Source organism: Methylosinus sp. LW4, from assembly GCF_000379125.1.
Taxonomy (GTDB): domain Bacteria; phylum Pseudomonadota; class Alphaproteobacteria; order Rhizobiales; family Beijerinckiaceae; genus Methylosinus.
The window spans coordinates 1,430,860-1,447,359 of record NZ_KB900626.1 but is presented as its reverse complement, the minus strand read 5'-3'; the positions used below and the strand labels follow the sequence as shown (position 1 = coordinate 1,447,359).

At 64.2% G+C, this 16,500-nt stretch carries 21 protein-coding genes; 1 reads left to right on the top strand and 20 read right to left on the bottom strand.

Annotated elements, in window-relative coordinates; all coding sequences use genetic code 11:
• Positions 1–42: 42 nt before the first annotated feature.
• The 6 genes from METLW4_RS26390 to METLW4_RS0107365 form a co-directional block, all read right to left on the bottom strand.
• On the bottom strand, positions 43–3,354 hold the full coding sequence (locus tag METLW4_RS26390; RefSeq protein ID WP_018265567.1) for a phage head spike fiber domain-containing protein: 3,312 nt from the start codon (positions 3,352–3,354) through the stop codon (positions 43–45).
• 72 nt (positions 3,355–3,426) lie between these two features.
• A complete protein-coding gene (locus METLW4_RS0107385; protein ID WP_018265566.1) occupies positions 3,427–4,302 on the bottom strand; it encodes a hypothetical protein in 876 nt (291 codons plus the stop codon).
• 1 nt (position 4,303) lies between these two features.
• Positions 4,304–7,120 (bottom strand): TipJ family phage tail tip protein, encoded by a 2,817-nt coding sequence (gpJ, locus tag METLW4_RS24305; protein WP_018265565.1) that lies wholly within the window; start codon positions 7,118–7,120, stop codon positions 4,304–4,306.
• Entirely contained in the window at positions 7,072–7,485 is a 414-nt protein-coding gene (locus METLW4_RS0107375) for a C40 family peptidase (RefSeq protein WP_018265564.1), read from the bottom strand. The genes gpJ and METLW4_RS0107375 overlap by 49 nt, the downstream gene beginning before the upstream one ends.
• A complete protein-coding gene (locus METLW4_RS24300; RefSeq protein ID WP_157234970.1) occupies positions 7,482–7,994 on the bottom strand; it encodes a hypothetical protein in 513 nt (170 codons plus the stop codon). Before METLW4_RS24300 ends, METLW4_RS0107375 begins: the two co-directional genes overlap by 4 nt.
• A 2-nt stretch (positions 7,995–7,996) precedes the next feature.
• On the bottom strand, positions 7,997–8,425 hold the full coding sequence (locus METLW4_RS0107365) for a hypothetical protein (protein WP_026191329.1): 429 nt from the start codon (positions 8,423–8,425) through the stop codon (positions 7,997–7,999).
• A gap of 117 nt (positions 8,426–8,542) precedes the next feature.
• On the opposite strand from METLW4_RS0107365, the gene METLW4_RS0107360 reads away from it, so the two are divergent.
• A complete protein-coding gene (locus METLW4_RS0107360; protein WP_198290178.1) occupies positions 8,543–8,932 on the top strand; it encodes a translation initiation factor 2 in 390 nt (129 codons plus the stop codon).
• A gap of 2 nt (positions 8,933–8,934) precedes the next feature.
• On the opposite strand, the gene METLW4_RS0107355 is transcribed toward METLW4_RS0107360, so the two are convergent.
• Genes METLW4_RS0107355 through METLW4_RS24290 form a run of 14 tightly spaced genes read right to left on the bottom strand, consistent with a single transcriptional unit; the run spans position 8,935 to position 16,499 of the window.
• Positions 8,935–11,310: a hypothetical protein gene (locus tag METLW4_RS0107355; RefSeq protein WP_018265560.1), complete on the bottom strand. Its 2,376-nt coding sequence runs from the start codon at positions 11,308–11,310 to the stop codon at positions 8,935–8,937.
• Between the two features lie 10 nt (positions 11,311–11,320).
• Entirely contained in the window at positions 11,321–11,998 is a 678-nt protein-coding gene (locus tag METLW4_RS26385; RefSeq protein WP_157234968.1) for a hypothetical protein, read from the bottom strand.
• Entirely contained in the window at positions 11,995–12,285 is a 291-nt protein-coding gene (locus tag METLW4_RS29005) for a phage tail assembly chaperone (protein WP_444849022.1), read from the bottom strand. The genes METLW4_RS26385 and METLW4_RS29005 overlap by 4 nt, the downstream gene beginning before the upstream one ends.
• Positions 12,286–12,308: 23 nt before the next feature.
• The gene (locus METLW4_RS0107345) at positions 12,309–12,734 is read right to left on the bottom strand and encodes a hypothetical protein (protein WP_018265558.1); all 426 of its coding nucleotides are present in this window, start codon (positions 12,732–12,734) and stop codon (positions 12,309–12,311) included.
• Entirely contained in the window at positions 12,734–12,916 is a 183-nt protein-coding gene (locus METLW4_RS0107340; RefSeq protein ID WP_018265557.1) for a hypothetical protein, read from the bottom strand. The genes METLW4_RS0107345 and METLW4_RS0107340 overlap by 1 nt, the downstream gene beginning before the upstream one ends.
• A complete protein-coding gene (locus tag METLW4_RS0107335) occupies positions 12,913–13,860 on the bottom strand; it encodes a phage tail tube protein (protein ID WP_018265556.1) in 948 nt (315 codons plus the stop codon). Before METLW4_RS0107335 ends, METLW4_RS0107340 begins: the two co-directional genes overlap by 4 nt.
• A gap of 27 nt (positions 13,861–13,887) precedes the next feature.
• Complete coding sequence (locus tag METLW4_RS0107330; protein ID WP_018265555.1) at positions 13,888–14,307, bottom strand: hypothetical protein; 420 nt, start codon at positions 14,305–14,307, stop codon at positions 13,888–13,890.
• Position 14,308: 1 nt separating this feature from the next.
• The gene (locus METLW4_RS0107325; RefSeq protein WP_157234967.1) at positions 14,309–14,704 is read right to left on the bottom strand and encodes a hypothetical protein; all 396 of its coding nucleotides are present in this window, start codon (positions 14,702–14,704) and stop codon (positions 14,309–14,311) included.
• Positions 14,701–15,021: a hypothetical protein gene (locus METLW4_RS0107320; protein WP_018265553.1), complete on the bottom strand. Its 321-nt coding sequence runs from the start codon at positions 15,019–15,021 to the stop codon at positions 14,701–14,703. The genes METLW4_RS0107325 and METLW4_RS0107320 overlap by 4 nt, the downstream gene beginning before the upstream one ends.
• Positions 15,014–15,214, bottom strand: coding sequence for a hypothetical protein (locus METLW4_RS0107315; RefSeq protein WP_018265552.1), 201 nt, complete (start codon positions 15,212–15,214; stop codon positions 15,014–15,016). The genes METLW4_RS0107320 and METLW4_RS0107315 overlap by 8 nt, the downstream gene beginning before the upstream one ends.
• A gap of 14 nt (positions 15,215–15,228) precedes the next feature.
• Positions 15,229–15,636 (bottom strand): hypothetical protein, encoded by a 408-nt coding sequence (locus tag METLW4_RS0107310; RefSeq protein WP_018265551.1) that lies wholly within the window; start codon positions 15,634–15,636, stop codon positions 15,229–15,231.
• Positions 15,636–15,866: a hypothetical protein gene (locus tag METLW4_RS0107305; RefSeq protein ID WP_018265550.1), complete on the bottom strand. Its 231-nt coding sequence runs from the start codon at positions 15,864–15,866 to the stop codon at positions 15,636–15,638. Before METLW4_RS0107305 ends, METLW4_RS0107310 begins: the two co-directional genes overlap by 1 nt.
• The gene (locus tag METLW4_RS0107300; RefSeq protein WP_018265549.1) at positions 15,866–16,138 is read right to left on the bottom strand and encodes a spike base protein, RCAP_Rcc01079 family; all 273 of its coding nucleotides are present in this window, start codon (positions 16,136–16,138) and stop codon (positions 15,866–15,868) included. Before METLW4_RS0107300 ends, METLW4_RS0107305 begins: the two co-directional genes overlap by 1 nt.
• Before the next feature lie 7 nt (positions 16,139–16,145).
• Positions 16,146–16,499, bottom strand: coding sequence for a DUF5856 family protein (locus METLW4_RS24290; protein ID WP_018265548.1), 354 nt, complete (start codon positions 16,497–16,499; stop codon positions 16,146–16,148).
• Position 16,500 lies beyond the last annotated feature (1 nt).

Genomic DNA, 16,500 nt, shown 5'->3' with positions numbered 1-16,500 from the left:
GATCACCTTTCTGTTTTGCCTGCTCTGCGGGAGGATGGCCACTCAAAGCGGGAAATCGACAATGAGGCTGTTGCACCAGTCGTAATCGTTCGGCTGGCCAAAGAGCGACGTGTGCGCGACATCGTTGCGCAGACAGCCGGCGACGTTGGAATCCAGGATCACCGTCTCGGTGGCGTAGGCGAGTTGGCCGGCGTGGCCTGTCGGCGCTGCGGAGAGGTTGAGAAACAGGAAATTGCCCGAGATCGAATGGCTGGTGATCGTGGGCGGCGAACCGGAGCTGTCGTCGAAGCGGAAGCCATAGTAGTTGCCGCTCGGATAGCCTGTGTTCGGCACGATCGAGCCGCTAGTGTCGAGCACGATGTTGCCGAACGGGACCTGAAACAACACGGCGATTTGCGCGGAGCCGCTGCGCCAGACGCGCTTGTGGTGGAAGGGCGTCCAGCCGGGGCCGAACATCTCCGCCCAGACGGCGCGCGCGAGCGCCTGGCCGCGTCGGTTCTGGCCGACGTTGTTCATGTGGACGGATTCGCTCGGCGAAGATTGGCTCGGGAATTGATAGGTCGGGCATGCGAGCTTGATGAAAGGATCGGACGCCGCCGCCTCGATATTGCCCGTGAAGACCGGGTTGCTGAAAGCATAGGTCGACGACGTGCGGATCGAGGAAATGAACAACACCCAATTCTCGGTCTGCCCGGTCGCGCGGCGAATATCCTCGTCCATTTGTCGGCGCAGCTGTCTGAGCTGATTTGCCCAGTCTCCTGCGCGGCCGAGCGCGGCGCTCTCATTGCCCATCCAATCGCCGGCGATCACGACGGGGCGATAGCCGGCTCGGCGCGCGGCGTCGCATGTGTCGTGCAAGGCGCCGAGGAAGCGCGTGTAGGACGGGCCGCCGCGCTTCAACTCGGTGATCGTCTTGCCGCCGATCGCCGGGTTGAAATAGGCAAAGCGCGGCAGCACGGGCGATTCCGAGAGCATGCGCGAGAGCATGCCGTTGATCCAGCCGGAGCCGGCCGATTCATTGATCCCGGTCTCGATCAAATCCACGAATTGCGTGAAGCGCGCGCCCTCCGCATGCGGGCCATTAGAGCCCATGAGCGCATAGCCAGAAAACAGCGGCGAGGTCGCGACGAGCGCGTCCGTGCCGCCGCCGTGCGCGTTGGACTGCGAATCCGTGAAGCAGATATAGAGCGTCGGCGCATCCGACAGCACTGCATAGCCTGTCGTGACGCCCGGAACATAGCCGATAGGGCGCCGGTCCGCCGCGTCGTAAATCTCCTGCGCGCCATTGGCCGTGAGCGTCGTTGTCGCGACGAAATCCGGCAGGTCATAGCCGAACCATGCCTGCGCATTGGCGAGATAGAGGCCCTTATTCGCCTCGCCGAGATAGGCGGTCGCGCCGGCATTGGAGATCATCCAGAACATCTGGAAGGTGCCGGCCGTAATCATTTTGCCGACGACGACGACGCGGAACCAGCCGGGCATGCCGTCGATCGGGATAATGCGGCAGTCGAGCGGCGGGGAGCCGCTGGTCGGCGTCGCCGTGCCGGCCGCGAGATCGAAGAGGACAGTCTGCTCGGCGTCGTGCTGTGGCTTGAACCATCCCGTCAGCTGCGTGCGCTCGCCAGCCTTGACGCAAATTCCGCAGGATACGACCGAACCGGCTGCGATAGAGCTGCCATAGCCCTGCTCGATCATGTGAAAGTTTGTCGTCGCCAGCTCATTGACTTTGGTGGCGAAGATTTTTCCGAAAGGCGCCGGGATCGCGCCCGGAAGGATGATGACTTCATTCTGCGTCCAGGGCGATGCGATGTAATTGTCCGATTGCAAAAATAGGTTTGCGCCAGTGGCCAGCGCCGTGGTCTTCAGCAACCCCACGTCCACCGCATCGAGGCGCAGCTTCGACGCCGCCTCTTCGCCAAAAGCCGCGGCGCCGCGCTCGCTGTCGACAGCCACATTGCCGGTGACGGCCGCCGCCGCCGTATCGATATAGGGAAAGAGCTTGCCGGTGCTGGCCATGACGCCGGCGAGATAGAGCGATTGCGAAGTTCCGGGGTAAGAAAATGTGCCGTCGTCCTTGGCGGTCAGGATGAACAGCGACGGCGTGCCGTCGCTGTCGAGCGTGATCTTCATCCAGCAGCGATACCAGCCCGGAAAATCTTCGATTGGAATCACGCCGGCTTCGATCGCGGAATTGAGCGTGAACGCCTTTCCGGCGGCTAGATCGAAGATCGCCTGCTTGCCGGAGTCTGTTCCGTTCACAACCCAGAACATGAGCTTCGAAAGGGCGTCCGCCTTGGCGTAGGCGGATAGGACAATGGCCGATCCCGCCGTCTGCGCGACGGCGAGATTTTGCTGAATATTGTGGATGTTGCTGTCGGTATTATCGGTCAGCTTATAGATCGTGCTACCGCTGACCGGCGACGTGCCGGAGACAGTCGGGACGGTCGCGTGACCTTTCGACCAGGATGCGTCAGCGAAATTATTCGAGTGTGTGAGCAAATTGACCGCGGTCTCTGTGCCGAGAATGGTCGGCGCCGCGGCGAGCTCCGTCTCCAGCACTTCGACGCGCGCGGTCAGCCCATCGAGATCATTGTCGCTTTTCCACACCCACGCGCCGGCGCCATCGGACGCATAGGCGCCATTGCGATCGACATGTCCGGCCGTGTCGGTCGTCGTCGATTCATCGCCGCCGGTGTTGGCATAGGTGAAGGAATTCGCGCCCGTGACTGTGACCGTCACCTGATTGGCGTTGTAGCCGGAGCCGCCGAGCTTGCGGACATTGACCTTGGCGCCGGTGGTGAGGCCATGCGTCGCCTGCGTCACGATGGTCGCGACGTTGGACGAGCGCGCGCGGCTCGCCGTGTAGCCGACGATATCGGCGACGACATTCGCCTCGTAGTTCGCGGGCGTGCCTGTGACCGCCGCCATTTCCGCCACGGTCGAGAACAGCAGTTGCGTGTTGGCGATGACGGTCCATTTCGAAGTATTGGCGTCCCAATAATAGTCAGTCTTCTCGTCGATGATGAAGACGCGATAGCCGGCCGTCGGCGCGACGAAGCTCCATCCGGTCGCCGTCGCGGTCGCGACGGAATTGTCATGCGAAGCCCATGCGCCGGTCCCTGTCGCCTTGACGATATAGCGATCGCCGAGCGTCGGAGAGCCGGGCGGCGTCGAGAGCGTTCGCGTCTTGACGGAGACGATCGCAGAATCGAATTGGATCAGCGTCCGCATCTGCGTCGCGACGCTCGCCGCCGTGGCGCGGCGCGTTTCCATGCCGAGACCGGAGTCGAAATTGCCAATGAACTCATCAAGAGCGCCCGCGAGGGTGAGATCGGGCGATTGCGTTCCAGACATGGGCCGCCTTTTTCCGTTCAGATTTTGGGAGAGATTTGCGCTTGGATGCGCGGATCTGCGGCTAGGCGCCGATCAGAGTTCCGCGCTCGCGGTGAATGCGCGATCGTAGGACTCGACCTCGCCGGCGGCGGTCGAGGAGATGTAATAGCGGACCGCAGAATCGCCCATCGTGTTGAGGCCGTCAGAGGCGACGTTGGTTTGCGTTCCGCCGGAGAGGGAGGAGAGCGTCGGCGTCGCGCGCATCGTCACCGGCAGTGCGATGGCGCCGCCGAAGAACTGCGTGGCCGCCGTCGCCAGGGCCAGATGCGATGCGAGCCGCGATTGGAAATAGCGCTGGCACAAGGCCAGCTCGACGCCGAGCGGGCGACGCTCGAACGCCGTCGCATAGACACCGGGCTCGAATTGCGGACGCAAGATCGTGCCGGTCGAGAATTCGACGGCGGTCAATGTGTTTGCGGTCAGGCCCGACGCTATGAGTCCTCCCGCGACGCTCACATAAGAGCCGGCGGGGCTCGTCTGCCAGATGCGCGCTTGCGCCGTGCCGGCATGCGACAGCATATAATTTCCGCCTTCGATCAAAGCGCCTTCGATCGGCAGGATGAGCGAGCCGGATGCGACGGTGATCGTCGTGTCTATTCCGCTCGTCGCGAATGTATATGAGCATCCCGCCGCGCCCGCTTTGACGCCGTCATGGCCATAGGCGCCCGCAGAGAGCGTCACCGTGCCGGAGACGCCGCGCTGATTGATCGAGAAGGCGGCGTTGCGCAGGCGATTGCGGAAGCCGACGCCGGATTCGTCGAGGCGCGCTGCCGGATAGCCGCCGGCGCGCGAGCCATCGCCGACGACGGCGCGATTGTTGGTCGTATCGACGACGATTTCGCCGGCCGCGGGCGTGAAGGCCGCGAGCTGCGTCGCGTCGCCGCGCCGATGCTTGATTTCTGCCGTCATTTCAGAAGCTGCCCCAATCGATGCTCTGATCCGCCGTCGCGGCGATCGAGCCGACGTCGAGATGCACGGTCGCGGCGCTGGTGATCGCGCCCCAATCGGCGCTGTCGCCGAGCGCGACGATGAGCGTTTTCGTCGCGGTGTAGGCGCTCGCGCCCGTCGTGTTCACGGCGCGCGCGCGGAGCTCGACGACGTCATATTGCGAATAGCCCGAGATGGTCGCGGAGCCCGTCGCGACGGCGATAGAGACCGTCGTCCATAGACTCGCACCGGAGAGACGATGATCGACCTCGAAAGTCGCCGGCGCGCCGCCGCCAGAGCCGATCGAGAGCGGGACAAAGATATTCGCGGAGGGCTCCGAGCCGGGAATTGTGAGCGAGACGATCGTCGCGACGACAGGGACCGCCGGCGCGGCCGTGGTCGCTCCGATGTCCTCGCCGACGCGCCCGTTCCATGCGGGCGGGACCTCGGCGTCGAGCAGATCGAATATTTCCGGCGCATAAGGGATGAGCGTTTCGCGCGCGCCGAAATTCTCGGTCCCTTCCTTGTCCTTCACCAGCACGGCGAAAGAAATTTTCGAGGACTCTCCGAACATTACGAGATCGCCGACCGCCGGCGCGACGCCGGTTCCGGTCAGATAGATGATATCGGTCTCGCCCACCACGGTCTGAACCGTGCGAATGATGCTCTGGTCTTCATCGACATCATTGGCGGCGAGCTTGCGAATGCGGATCGCATAGCTCTTGCCGACCTCCATCGTCACATGATCGTCGAGCAAAACCATGGCGTCGGCGACGCGCTGCACACGGGCCGCGCGTTGCGTCTTGTCCAGAGTGTCATAGGCAAATTGGCAGAGATCGCCGCGGACCTCGACGGCGGATTCGAAGTCTCTCATCACTGTCCATGTGTCGGGACGGTAGATCGTCTCATATTGCCGCTTGCGCGCCTCGATCCAGATTTCATCCGGGCTCGTCTTGCCGGGGAGCTCTATGCTTTCGGTAATGGTCGGAATGCCGACGAAGCCGGGCCAAGGGACGACGCGCTCGGCCTGCTTATAGCTGTTGGTCTCGTCCTGGAATTTGACGCGAAAGCCGTGCGGAAATTGGATGTTCGGCCGTTCGAAAGAGAACTCCCACGCATTGCGCGTCGTGATGTGGCCGTAGACGATGCTCTGCCGACGATCGATGACGCCGCTCCATTTCTCGCCGTCATCGCGCGGGCTGGCGCGCCCGGCGCCGCAAATATCCTCCATCACATCGAAAACAGACGCCTCATAGTCATGGACGCGATTGTAGGAGAGGCCGTTCGCGACACAGTGCGGGTGGAAGTCGTTTTGCAGCCATGCGAGATCGATCTCGCTATCCTCCCGCGGGTAGGCGTTCATCGGGCCTTGCAGAGCGTATCGATAGAGCGACGCCGGATTTTGCGTCTCGCGCTCCACCCATGCCGACGTTCCGGCGTCCCAATCCTTGCAGATGCGCGAGGCCTCGACATTGAGATTGTCGAGCACGCCATTGAGCTGCTTTGTGCCTTTGATGCGCACGGCGATGAGCGCGAGCGGATAGGGAAAGGCGAGCGCATATTCGGGGCGGTATGACCTGATCGCCGACCACAAAGCGAGCGAGACGAATTGGTCGGTCTGCTGGAACGCGTTGAGATCGTCGAAATCGGCCGTCAGACGCTCGACTTTGATCTCGTAGCGGCCACGCATCGGGAGAGTCCAACGATAAGCTGAGCTGAATGCTTTTTGTAAGAAGTTCGTGACCGGGAAATCAGCGACGATAGACCAAGAGCCAGCGCCATTGAGCCTTTGGCTGATTCTGAAATTGACGGTGAAGGGAATCGGGTAGGTGGTCGAGCTGGTGCGCCCGACGACGGTATGCATCCAGAAGAGGCCGGACGGGAAGGTGAAGTCCACAGAGCATTCGGTCGCGTCCGAGGCCGTGAAGCGCGTGTGCGCGCCGAACTGATCGGAGTAGGCTTTGTTGAGATCGACCGAAAGCTGCTCCTCGAGGACCTGCGTCGGGTAGAGCGTAATCGGAGCGTCGGTCGAATAGCCCTCGCGGACCTCGATCTCGACCTCTTTGAACTTTTCGATGGGCGTGTCGCCGAGTCGAATGTTGCGCAGAGCGACTGGGCCATAGCCTACCAGGAACAACGCGCGAATGAATTTTTCGCCGTTGATGACTTCCGTATAGGGCAGGGCGGCATAAGGCGGCGCGAAGCGAATCTTGCCCATGACGCAAGGGACGACGCCATCCGGGTTGGCGACATTCTTGAAGCCCTGCGGCGAGTAGGACGGGCTGCTGGCGTTGCCGACGCCAGATTGCTCATTGCGCTTGAGCGGGACAAAGGCGTTGAGCAGAAATTGCCCGGCGAGCATCGCCGTGCCGGAAATGAGCGCGGCCGCGGAGGTCTGCGTCAGGCCGACCGCCGTGCCGAATGACGAGGCCGCCAGAGGAGCGGCCCAGACCTGCCCAAGCGCCAAAGCCGCGACGCCGACAGCGATCGAGAGCACGGATCGCAGAACGCCGCCATTGCCGGGGACGACGCGGACGATAACGACCGTCTCCGGCTTCGGCCGCACGCTCGGCCACCATTCGCGCGGAATGACGTCATCGCCGATGCTGACGCGCACGAAGTCATGCACCCCCGGCGTCGCGAGCGGCAGCGCGATTCCGACGATATCGAGGATCGTCGCGCCGGCCGGGGCCATGGCGTCGACGCGACGCACGCCGTCGAGATGCGGCGCGGCGATGATGCGCGCGCCGCTCATCGCGCGTCCCTGTGTCGGAAAATCCCGCTCAATCTCGGCCGCCATCGCCCATCCTGATATCTTTCGATGCAGCTCGTCTGCCCGGCCGTCGCATGCAGCATCAATCCGCGGCCGGCGACGACGCCGACATGCGATTGCAGGCCGAGACAGCGGAAGAGCAGGACGTCCAATTCACACTCGGCGCCGGGCTCGATCGGAAACCAGGGGCCATGCGCCATTTCGCCGGCGACGATCGCAGCGATATCCTCGCGCTCTTCGGCCGTGACATAGAGACCGTTGAGCGGGTCCAGGGCGATTTTCGCGACGTCCTGGTAGATGAGCCGCACGAGGCCCCAGCAATCGCACCCTTGTGCGTCCCTGCCGCCGGCGCGCCAGGGCAGGCCGACATAGGCGCCCGACCAATGCGTCATGCGTTGGCGATCCCATGCAGGCCAGGGAAAAAGGCCTTTGTCTGCCGCGCGCCGAAAGGCTCTGTCTGAAGATGAATGCGCGACAGATCGAAGACGATTCCTGTTTCTGTGCCGGAGACCTTTGTGGTGCGCAGCCGCGTATAGCGCTGCGTGACGTAATCGGGCGCCGAGGCATAGACGACCTCGAGCATCGCCGTCGCCGGCTCGATGAAGGACCTCGCGAGATCGACATAGGCGGAGTCGATATTCTCAAATGCAATCGCGGTGCGCGGCGGGACGCCTTTTTGATCGTCGGGGAGGATCGCCGCCATCTCGACGAATTTGAAAGTATCGCCACGGCTGATCGTTGCGTATTCGAGCGGCTCGATAGATAGCCGCTCCGTCGGATCACTCGACAGCCGGATCGGCTCGGCGAGCAGTGAATGCGTGATGGTGATGAGGAGCACCTCGATTTCCGACGAATGCTGCTCATACATGGTCCGGCGAGAGGTGACGGGGACGCGCGGCATTGTCAGGGCAGCTTCAGCAGAGTGAAGGCGGCGCGGAACTGCACGCCGAGCGGATCGAATTTCGGAGCCGAATTTTCCTGGAACATCACCAGCCAATAGGCGGTGACGAGAATGGGAACGCCGGCGCTCGTCAGCAGCGGGACGCCAGCGGAGGTGAATATCGGCACGCCATCATGCGTCTGATCCGGCATGATGAAGGGGAGCGAGCCCCAATCGAGTTCTTCGACCCAGAAGCGCTCGAGACGCGCCTTGCTGGCATAGTCGACGACAATGGTCGCCGTTATCGGGACGGCGGCTTTCGAATAGCGCCGGCGCGACTTCGGCGGCCCGGCCGATGGCTTCGTGAACAAGCGCCCATCGGGGAGCGGCTCGCTATAGCCGTCGCGCAAGATGCGCTGTGGGAGCGACGCCGGCCAAACAGGGATTGTCATCAGCGCCCGATCGCGTAATGTCGCCGCCGCACAATTGCCGAACAATCGGGGCGCGAAATGAGATTTGTCTTTGTTGCTGCTTGTATTTCCATGTCTATTTCCGGCTGCGCGACAATCGTGCGAGGCACGACCGAGAATGTGACCTTCGCCTCTTCTCCGGCCGGCGCGACGGCGCGCGTTTCGACGGGCATGGTTTGCGAGGCGACGCCTTGCACTTTCGAGCTGCCGCGCGACTCGCAGTTTTCTGTGGTTTTCTCCAAGCCCGGCTATCAGCAGCAGCAGATTTTCGTCGGGACACATGTGCCGGTCGGCGGCGGCGCAGCGCTCGCGGGAAATATTCTCGCCGGCGGGATCATTGGGGCAGCGGTCGACTCGTCCAATGGCGCGACGCTGGAGCACACCCCGAACCCGGTTTTCGCGACGCTGGAGCCGGAGGCGCCCCAGCCGGCGCCTGTGGTGGAACGCAAGAGGCGTCGCCAGCAGGCTGTCGCCGACTCCGCCCAATAGGACTAGCGCCGGGTGATGACCGGCTTGAGGCCATAGAGGCCGCGATTGACGGCGACGCCTTGCGGCGAGCCTGACGCGGCGGCGATGCGCTCATCGAAGACCACATCGATGCGCCGGCCGCCGCGGGAGTCCGTCGATTGCTTCACGTCAGTTCCGGGAGGCGCTTTGATGAGATTCACCGTCACCGGCGAGGCGGACGCTCCGCCGCGATTGTCATTCGCCAGCGAGCGCGTATAGGCGAGGCTCTGCGCATTGGGCGTGACCGAGGATCCGCGCGGCAGATTGACCAGCTCCGGGCCGCGCTCGCCGACCCAGGTCGGGCCGCCGCGCCAGTTGTCCGTGCCGTCTGCATTCTGGCCGAAGAGGCCGCCGATCCAATTGGTGAGGCCGGAGAGCAGGCCGCCGCCGCCAGCGCCCGCGCCGATCCCGCCGTTGACGGTCACGACGCCGGCCTGCACGTTCATCGTCCCTGTCGTCTGATTGCCGCCGAGGCCGAGCGCGCTGGCGAGGCCGCCGAAGAGGCCGCCGACCGCGCCGTCCTTGCCGTTGAGTCCGAGCAGCTTGGCGTAGGGGCCCGCGCCCGTGAGCGAGGCGTCGAGGAGCTGGCCCTGGATGGATTGCAGCGCTTTTTGCAGCGCGTCGCCCGGCTTGCCGCCGTTGAGCACATCCTTGAGCGCGCCCGAAATCGTGCCGGCGGCGGCGCTATAGGCCTCGTTGAACTTCTTGGCCTCTTCGTTGAGGCGTTCCTGCGCCTTTTTGGCGGCGTCGAGCTGCGTCACCAGCTCGGCGATATGGTCTTTCTGCGCCTGGGTCGCGCCGGTTCCGAGCTCCAGCTGCTTTTTCTCGATATCGATCTTGAGGGCGAGGCGATCGTGCTCGTCGCCCTGCGTGCGCAGCAGATCGATCTGATTATTCAGCTCGCGGGTGATTTTCTCATAACGCTCGGCGGCGCGATCGGCGTCGCTCTTGCCACTGGCGCCGCCGCCGGAGCCGGATTCGTCGCGCGCGGCGTAGCGGGCGCGGGAGACGCCGGCGGACGTCGTGGGCGCGCCCTTGGGCATAGGCGGCCCATATTCTTCCGCGCCGACCACAGCGTCTTTTCGCCGATATTTGCCGAAGGCGTCTTCGAAAGACGTTCCGCCCGCGGCGTGTAGCCCGGCCCATTTGCCGACCTCGCCATTGGCGAGAATATCTCGCATGCGGCCCGCCTGGCCGGCGGCCTCGGCGATTATGCCGACGATGTTCCACCATCCGCGCTGCAGCCGCGACATGGGGTCGTCGAGGTCCTGCAGGGCGACGAGGAGTTTCGTCTTTGCGACCTGGGCGGCCTCGTCGATCTGCCGTTGCACCTCTTCCGCATGCTTGGCGAGGGCTTCGTTGAGCGTTCCGGCGCGGTCCGCTTCGTCGCCGAGAGCGCGCATCGATAGGGCGCCGCTCTGAATATTGGCGAAGAGCTTGTCGCCGGCGTCCTCGCCGAACAGCTTTTTGGAGAGGTCGAGCCCTTCCTCGCGTGGGAGGGCGCGGATTTTCTCGCCGATAATATCGATGAATTCGCCGGCGCTCTTGGCCTTGTCCGCAACCTTCAGAAAGCCTTCGTCGACCTTGTCGAGCGTATCCTTCACGCCGCCTTCGTTGCGACGGTAGGATTCATATTCCTTGCCGGCGTTGGTCAAAGCGCTGCGCGTCTGATCCTGCGTCAGGCCGCTGCGGGCGCCGACGATCTGCGCGCCGGCGATCTGATTGACGCCGAGCCCGGACTGGCGCGAGACGTCCTGCAATTCGGCGAGCGTCTGCTGCGCGTGATGGCCGATGAGCACGAGCGCCGCCTCTATGGCGACGCCGGCCGCCACGGCGATGGCGGGCAGGCCGCCGATCGCCGCGCCGAGCGAGCGGATCGGCAGAACGACGCGATCGATCGTATTGCCGGAGAGGCTCGTATTGTTCCAGGCGAAGGATTGCAGGCGATCGAGCGCGATGTTGAAGCGCGCGGTCTCGCCGGCGGCGCGGGCCATGCCGTTTGCGATGCTGTTGTCATTGGCCGCGGCGGCCAGCTCGTTATATTTTGCGCGCGCCTTCTCTGCGGCGGCGATCTGCGCCTGCGTTACTTCTATGCCGTTCTTGCGAGCGGCTTCGAGCAAGCGCTCGCCGCGCTCTGCATTGGCGAGCGCCTTATATGTCTGATCGTTCGAGCGCGCGTAAGCCTCGAGCTTGGTTCCGATGCGCGTGACAAATTTTTCCTGAATTTCTGTCTGCTTGGTCAGCACATCGGCGCCGGAGGCGGCGCGCTTTTGCGCGGCCTCGAGCTGATCAAATTGCGCCGCAGCCTCGACGACGCCTTTGGTCGTGAGCTGATATTCGGCGAGCTGACGGATATCCAAGGGGCGGCCCTCAGGTGAGATAGATGAGGATGGCGGGGTTGCGCAGATCCTTGGCGATCTGCGCGCGGCGCTTGCGCGAATTGGAGACGGCGGAGCTGCGGCTGGCGGCCCATGCGTCCAGCGCGGGGGCCGGACCTTCCGGCGCGGCGAAGGTGAATTTCACGCGCGCCACATTGCCGTAGCGCGCGGCGACGAGCGCGGCGACCGATTGATAGACCGCGCCGGGCGCGTATTTCTTTCGGCCCCGCTCGATCTTGCGCGCATAGGGGACGAGCGAGACGATGAGCACCTCGCGCGCGCCGGGCGGCACATCGGCCACGCTGGCGACGGCGACGCCGTCGGCATAGATCGCATGCTGCTTGCGATAGGCGCCGCTGCGCCGAGGGCCTGCGACCTCGAGCAGGCTCTCGGCGTAAGCGACCGCGCCGGATGCGACTTCCCAGCGGGCCGAGATCGTCGATTCCGGGTCGACGAAATCCGGGATGGCGGCGACCTCGGCGCCGGCGACATAATCCGTGCGCCGCAGCGCGCCGCCGGCGGCCTGGGCGTTGTCGCGGTCGACCTTGGCGATATCCTCCCGCGCCATGCGCGCGAAGGCCTTGCCGATGGTCTCCGGCGACGCCGCGCCATCGCCGGAGAAGACGAGCTTGGTGTTGATCGGCGTCAGCTTGAGGGAGGCCGCCATCATGTCTCCGCCGGCTTGCGCGCGCGCTCGGCCGCCCATTCGAGATAGGCGGCGTCCATGCGCGTGAGCAGCACATGGAAGCGCCGGAACTGGTCCGCATCCTCTATGCGATAGCGCCGCGCATAGGCGTCGATCGCGAGGAAGGGGATGGCGCCCGCGCCGCCGACGCCGAGGTGACGATCGCCGCCCAGAGCGCCGAATGCCTCATAGAGAGGGGCGAGGCGCTCCGGCAGCTCCGGCCGGTCGCGGAGCGGGGCCGGCGTCTCGCCTTCCGCCGAAAGGCTTTCCAGCCACTCGGTCCAATCGCCCCACGTCAGTTCCCAACGGAGGCGGCCGACGAGTTTTTTGCGTCGTCCTCCACCGCGGCGAGCTGCTCCTCGCCGACCAGCGCCGCGGCGGCGCCGATATCGGCGCGCAGCAGCGGGCCGCGCTTGGGCGTGGAGAGCTGCGCTTTCACATCGCCAATACCGAGCGGCGCGCCGCCGGAGGTGAGACCGCGCGCATCGAGCAGGATCGTCTCGGCGATCACCTGCGCTTCGATACGGGCGCGCGCCTCATCCGCAAGGCCATTCAGGCGCTCGGCGCGCGGCACGGCGGAGATGAGCTTCTCGCGCAGGCGCTTCGCATCGGCGTTGTTGGAGCCGCGCACGCGCCAGGCGACGCCGGGGAAAGAGGGGCTGTCGATCCATGCGCCGAGGTCGATCGCGTCTTGCGCGGCGTCGATATTGCCGATGTCCATTATTCTGCTGCTTTCTCTTGCGGCGTGGGCGCGGCCGGAAGCTGCGCCAGCCCTTTGGCGATGAAGAGATCGGCGTCGGCGTCGGAGAGCTCCGGCGTCGCGCCGAGGGAATAGACGCGCTTGGTTGCTTCCGAGCCGTCCGGGTAGAATTCGAAAGTGGCGGTGATTTCGACCGTCTTCATGCGACGCTCCGCGTGACCTTGATCGAGCCGCCGGTGGAGGAGTCGTAATCGGCGGCGAAATCGACCTCGAAGCGCAGAGCGCCGGACGTCCCCATGCCGAGCACCTTGGCGTCGGTGATGCGGACGAAGGGCAGATCGAGCGTGTATTTGTTGTTGGCGACTGAGCCAACGGTGAAATTGATATCGCCGCTGGCGTGGTTGAGACTGAGATCAGTGACGTCGCCGGGCGAGGCGGCGAGAATGAAGCCGGTGATCTTGCCGGTGACGCGCGTGAGGTCGGGCAATTGATCGGCGCGATAGAGTGAGCCGAGCGCCTCGACCGGTTGAATTCCATGGTCGATATCGAGCTCGACGGAATTGAGCGTCGGCAGCGTGCCGAGGCCCATGAAGGCGTTGGCCACGATCGTATTGCCGGTGGACAGCGCGTTGGTTTCTGCGGCCGTGTAAGTGGCGCCGGAGAGGGCGGCGGTGGCGGCGACATTCTCGGCCTGCCCGACAAAGGAGAGAGTCGCGCGGACCTCCTTGCGCGCCTCGAAGCGAATGGCCGCCTTGTCGACCTCGACGCCCCTGAAGCGGCGATAGCCCGCCGCGGCGCCGGCGAGGAATTTCTCCTCGAGCGTGAAGGGAACGCGCGTCATTCCGTTGACCAGCACATTGGTGGCCCATGTGCCGTTACGCAAGATGCGCGTCCACCACAGATCGCCGTTGGTGCCGTAGCTCAGAATGAAATCATGCGAGCCGTCGACGTCCTGCTTGAGCTGAATGTGATCGCGCACATTGGGATCGACATGCAGCTCCTCGATCGCCTGCGTTCCCTTTTTCGTCTGCAGGCCGTCGCCGGGGAGGAAGCGCTCGATCTGGAAGGTCGGCGAGGTGGGAATGACGCCCCAGGTGACCTCGGGGACGGTGGCGACTTGGACAATGCGGGATGGAAAAAGCGCCATGGGGCGGACCCTCTCTTGCTGCGGCCGTCAGCCGAATTTCTGGTAGGCGTAGGCGATGGCTGTGCTGCGGACGAAATAGCCGTCGTCCTCATAGGAAGCGGACGTCTGCGCCTCGAATGTCTGGCCGAGGCCATTGGCGAACACCTTGGGCCGCAGCGACGCGATCAGCGTGTTGAAGCGCGTCTGCCATTGCTCGGACGAGGCGCCCTGCAGGCCGCCGCCGATGGGCGTGAGCAGCGCGATATGCGCCGCGCCCTCGCCGGCGAGATAATCGGCGCCCGGCGCGCCCATGCTGGCGAGCTGCTCGCGATAGAGCGGGAATTGCAACTCGAGATAGGGCTGCGAATTGGGATCGAAGGGCTGCTCATTGGGCCATTTGACCAAGGTGAAGGTCCAATAGCTTTCGATTGCGCCGCGGAAGAATGCGACGACGTCATCGGGGGCCATGTCAGCGCACCTGCGCTTCGATGCGGATCAGCTCGCTATCCGCGCCGAGGCGGATCGCCTCGTGGCCGTCGACGACCGTGTAGACCTTGCCTTCCGGCGTCGTGATCGTGTCGGCATGGCGCGGGACGCGCGCGTCACCGGGCTGGCGCTGATCGTCCGGCACGGCGCCGGGCCATTGCGCGGCGTCGATTTCAGTCGTCGACATGATCGCCTTGCGGTCGCCCGTGCGCAGGCTGGAGTCGGCGGCGATCTGCTCCGGCTTGTAGTCGACGATATGGGCGCGCAGCTCCACCGAGACGGGGACGCGCTGGACGCCATGATAGCGCGTGAGCGTGACCGTCTGGCCCGCCTGGCGGAGCATGCGATCGAGGGAGGAGCGGGCTTGCGCGGGGGTCATACGATGACGCCCCACCCAGACTTGTTGCAAGTGCAAATGGGGATCGGCTGCAAGGAGGTCACTTGAAAGCGATCGATTTCCGCCGAGCGCACGCCCTCGCGCATATGCTCGACAAGGAACAGATTGGCGACTTTCGGAATGGTTCCCTCATCGACCTCGAATTCTGCTCCGAGGGCGTCGCCTTCGATCATGAGGCGGATCACGCCCCGATGGTCGAAATATGCGCTTCCGATGATCGCAAGTCCGGCATTCGCCAGGAGGTCGACGGCTTCTTTGCGCAGCAATTCCACGACAATATCGATATAGGCTCTACGCATCGTTCGTCCCTTTATCTTTCAGCGCGGCGCGGAGATTTTCGCTCGACAGAGAGCCGATGCGCCGGCGCGCCCAGATGGCCGCGCGAATGTGATAGACGATCTCGGTCATGACGAAGGCGAGAAGTCCGCAAGCGAAAATCCACCATGCGAGCGCGTTGAGCATGGCGACGAGACGCGCGCTTTCCTCGCTCATCGCGCATCCCGCAATCATCGCGCGTTGAGCCTCGCTGTGACCTGCGTTCCGGCGTAAGTGCCGGTCGAGATGATTTTGAGCCGGTAGCGCGGGCCGAGGATTCCGTCCTGGGCCGTGTTATCCGGCATGGTTCCATCGGTCGGCGAGGCGACCGGCAATATGACGGGCGTCAGCGCGGAAAGGTTGAACTGCTTCGTCGCGGCCGCGGTGGCGAAGGCGGCGCATGCGACGTCCTGGGCCGTGGCGCCGCTATCGAATGACGTCTGCAGATACACCCGGCAGGACGAGCCGCCGGAGCCATAGGCGAATTGGATGGAGGCGGCGAGGGCGAGCATCCCCTCGAGGCCCGTGATCCACTCGCTCACCACCGTTCCCGCCGCGGTGACGGAGGCGGTGAGGCTGTAGACGTTGGGGGAGTCCATCAGCGTGCGGCTCCAATGCTTTTCACGCCGGATTGCGACCTCGGCGGCGGCGGACGCTCATAGGACCAATCCCCGCCAGCGAGCCAGCGACGATGAGCGGGATGCGTGCCGCCATTGCGGAGAATGACATGGGCTTCTCGTGCGCCGGCCACGTCGTTCTCGAAATAGGCGTAGCGGCCATGCTCGGCGACGAGGCGCCATGCGAAGAGTGCGCGGAGAAAGCTGAGCATCACGCGCGCCGGCCGGCTGCGATGATATTGGTGGCGGTCGTTCCGGTCGATAGGACGCGCGTAAATTCGCCGATGATGTAGCCGCCGTTTGAAACATAGGTGACAGTATCGCCGTCGATGCTCACCACGGCGACATTTCCGGCGCCGCCCACATAGAGCGATTGCGTGACGAATTCCAGATCGACCGTATCGCTGGGCGTCACGGCGATATGCGCCGACGGCGGAGAGGTGCGGCCGGCGGAGAGATTTTTGAAGATGTTTTTGATGCTCATTTCGCCCTCACGACAGGAAGCGGAGCTTGTAGAGTGCGCGGCCGAAGATCGCGCCGAGCTCGTCGAGCTGATTGCCGATCACTTCGTCACCGGCGGCGATGGCGGCGCGATTGGCGGAAAGCCAGTCCATCTCTTCGCGAATGCGCGGGATGATATCGGCGTCGTCGAAGACGAGCGGCGGCACGGGGCCGATGAGCGCGTTGCGGCCCTGGTAGATTTCGACGATGGCGTCGATCTTCTCGACGATCTCCTCGTAGAAATCGCCGAGCGCCATATGCGCCGCGTAATTGCCCGTGGACCAATGCGCGAGATGCGCGAGATTGCGCAGCGCGAAGATATGGGAGACCAGAGCCTCGATCATG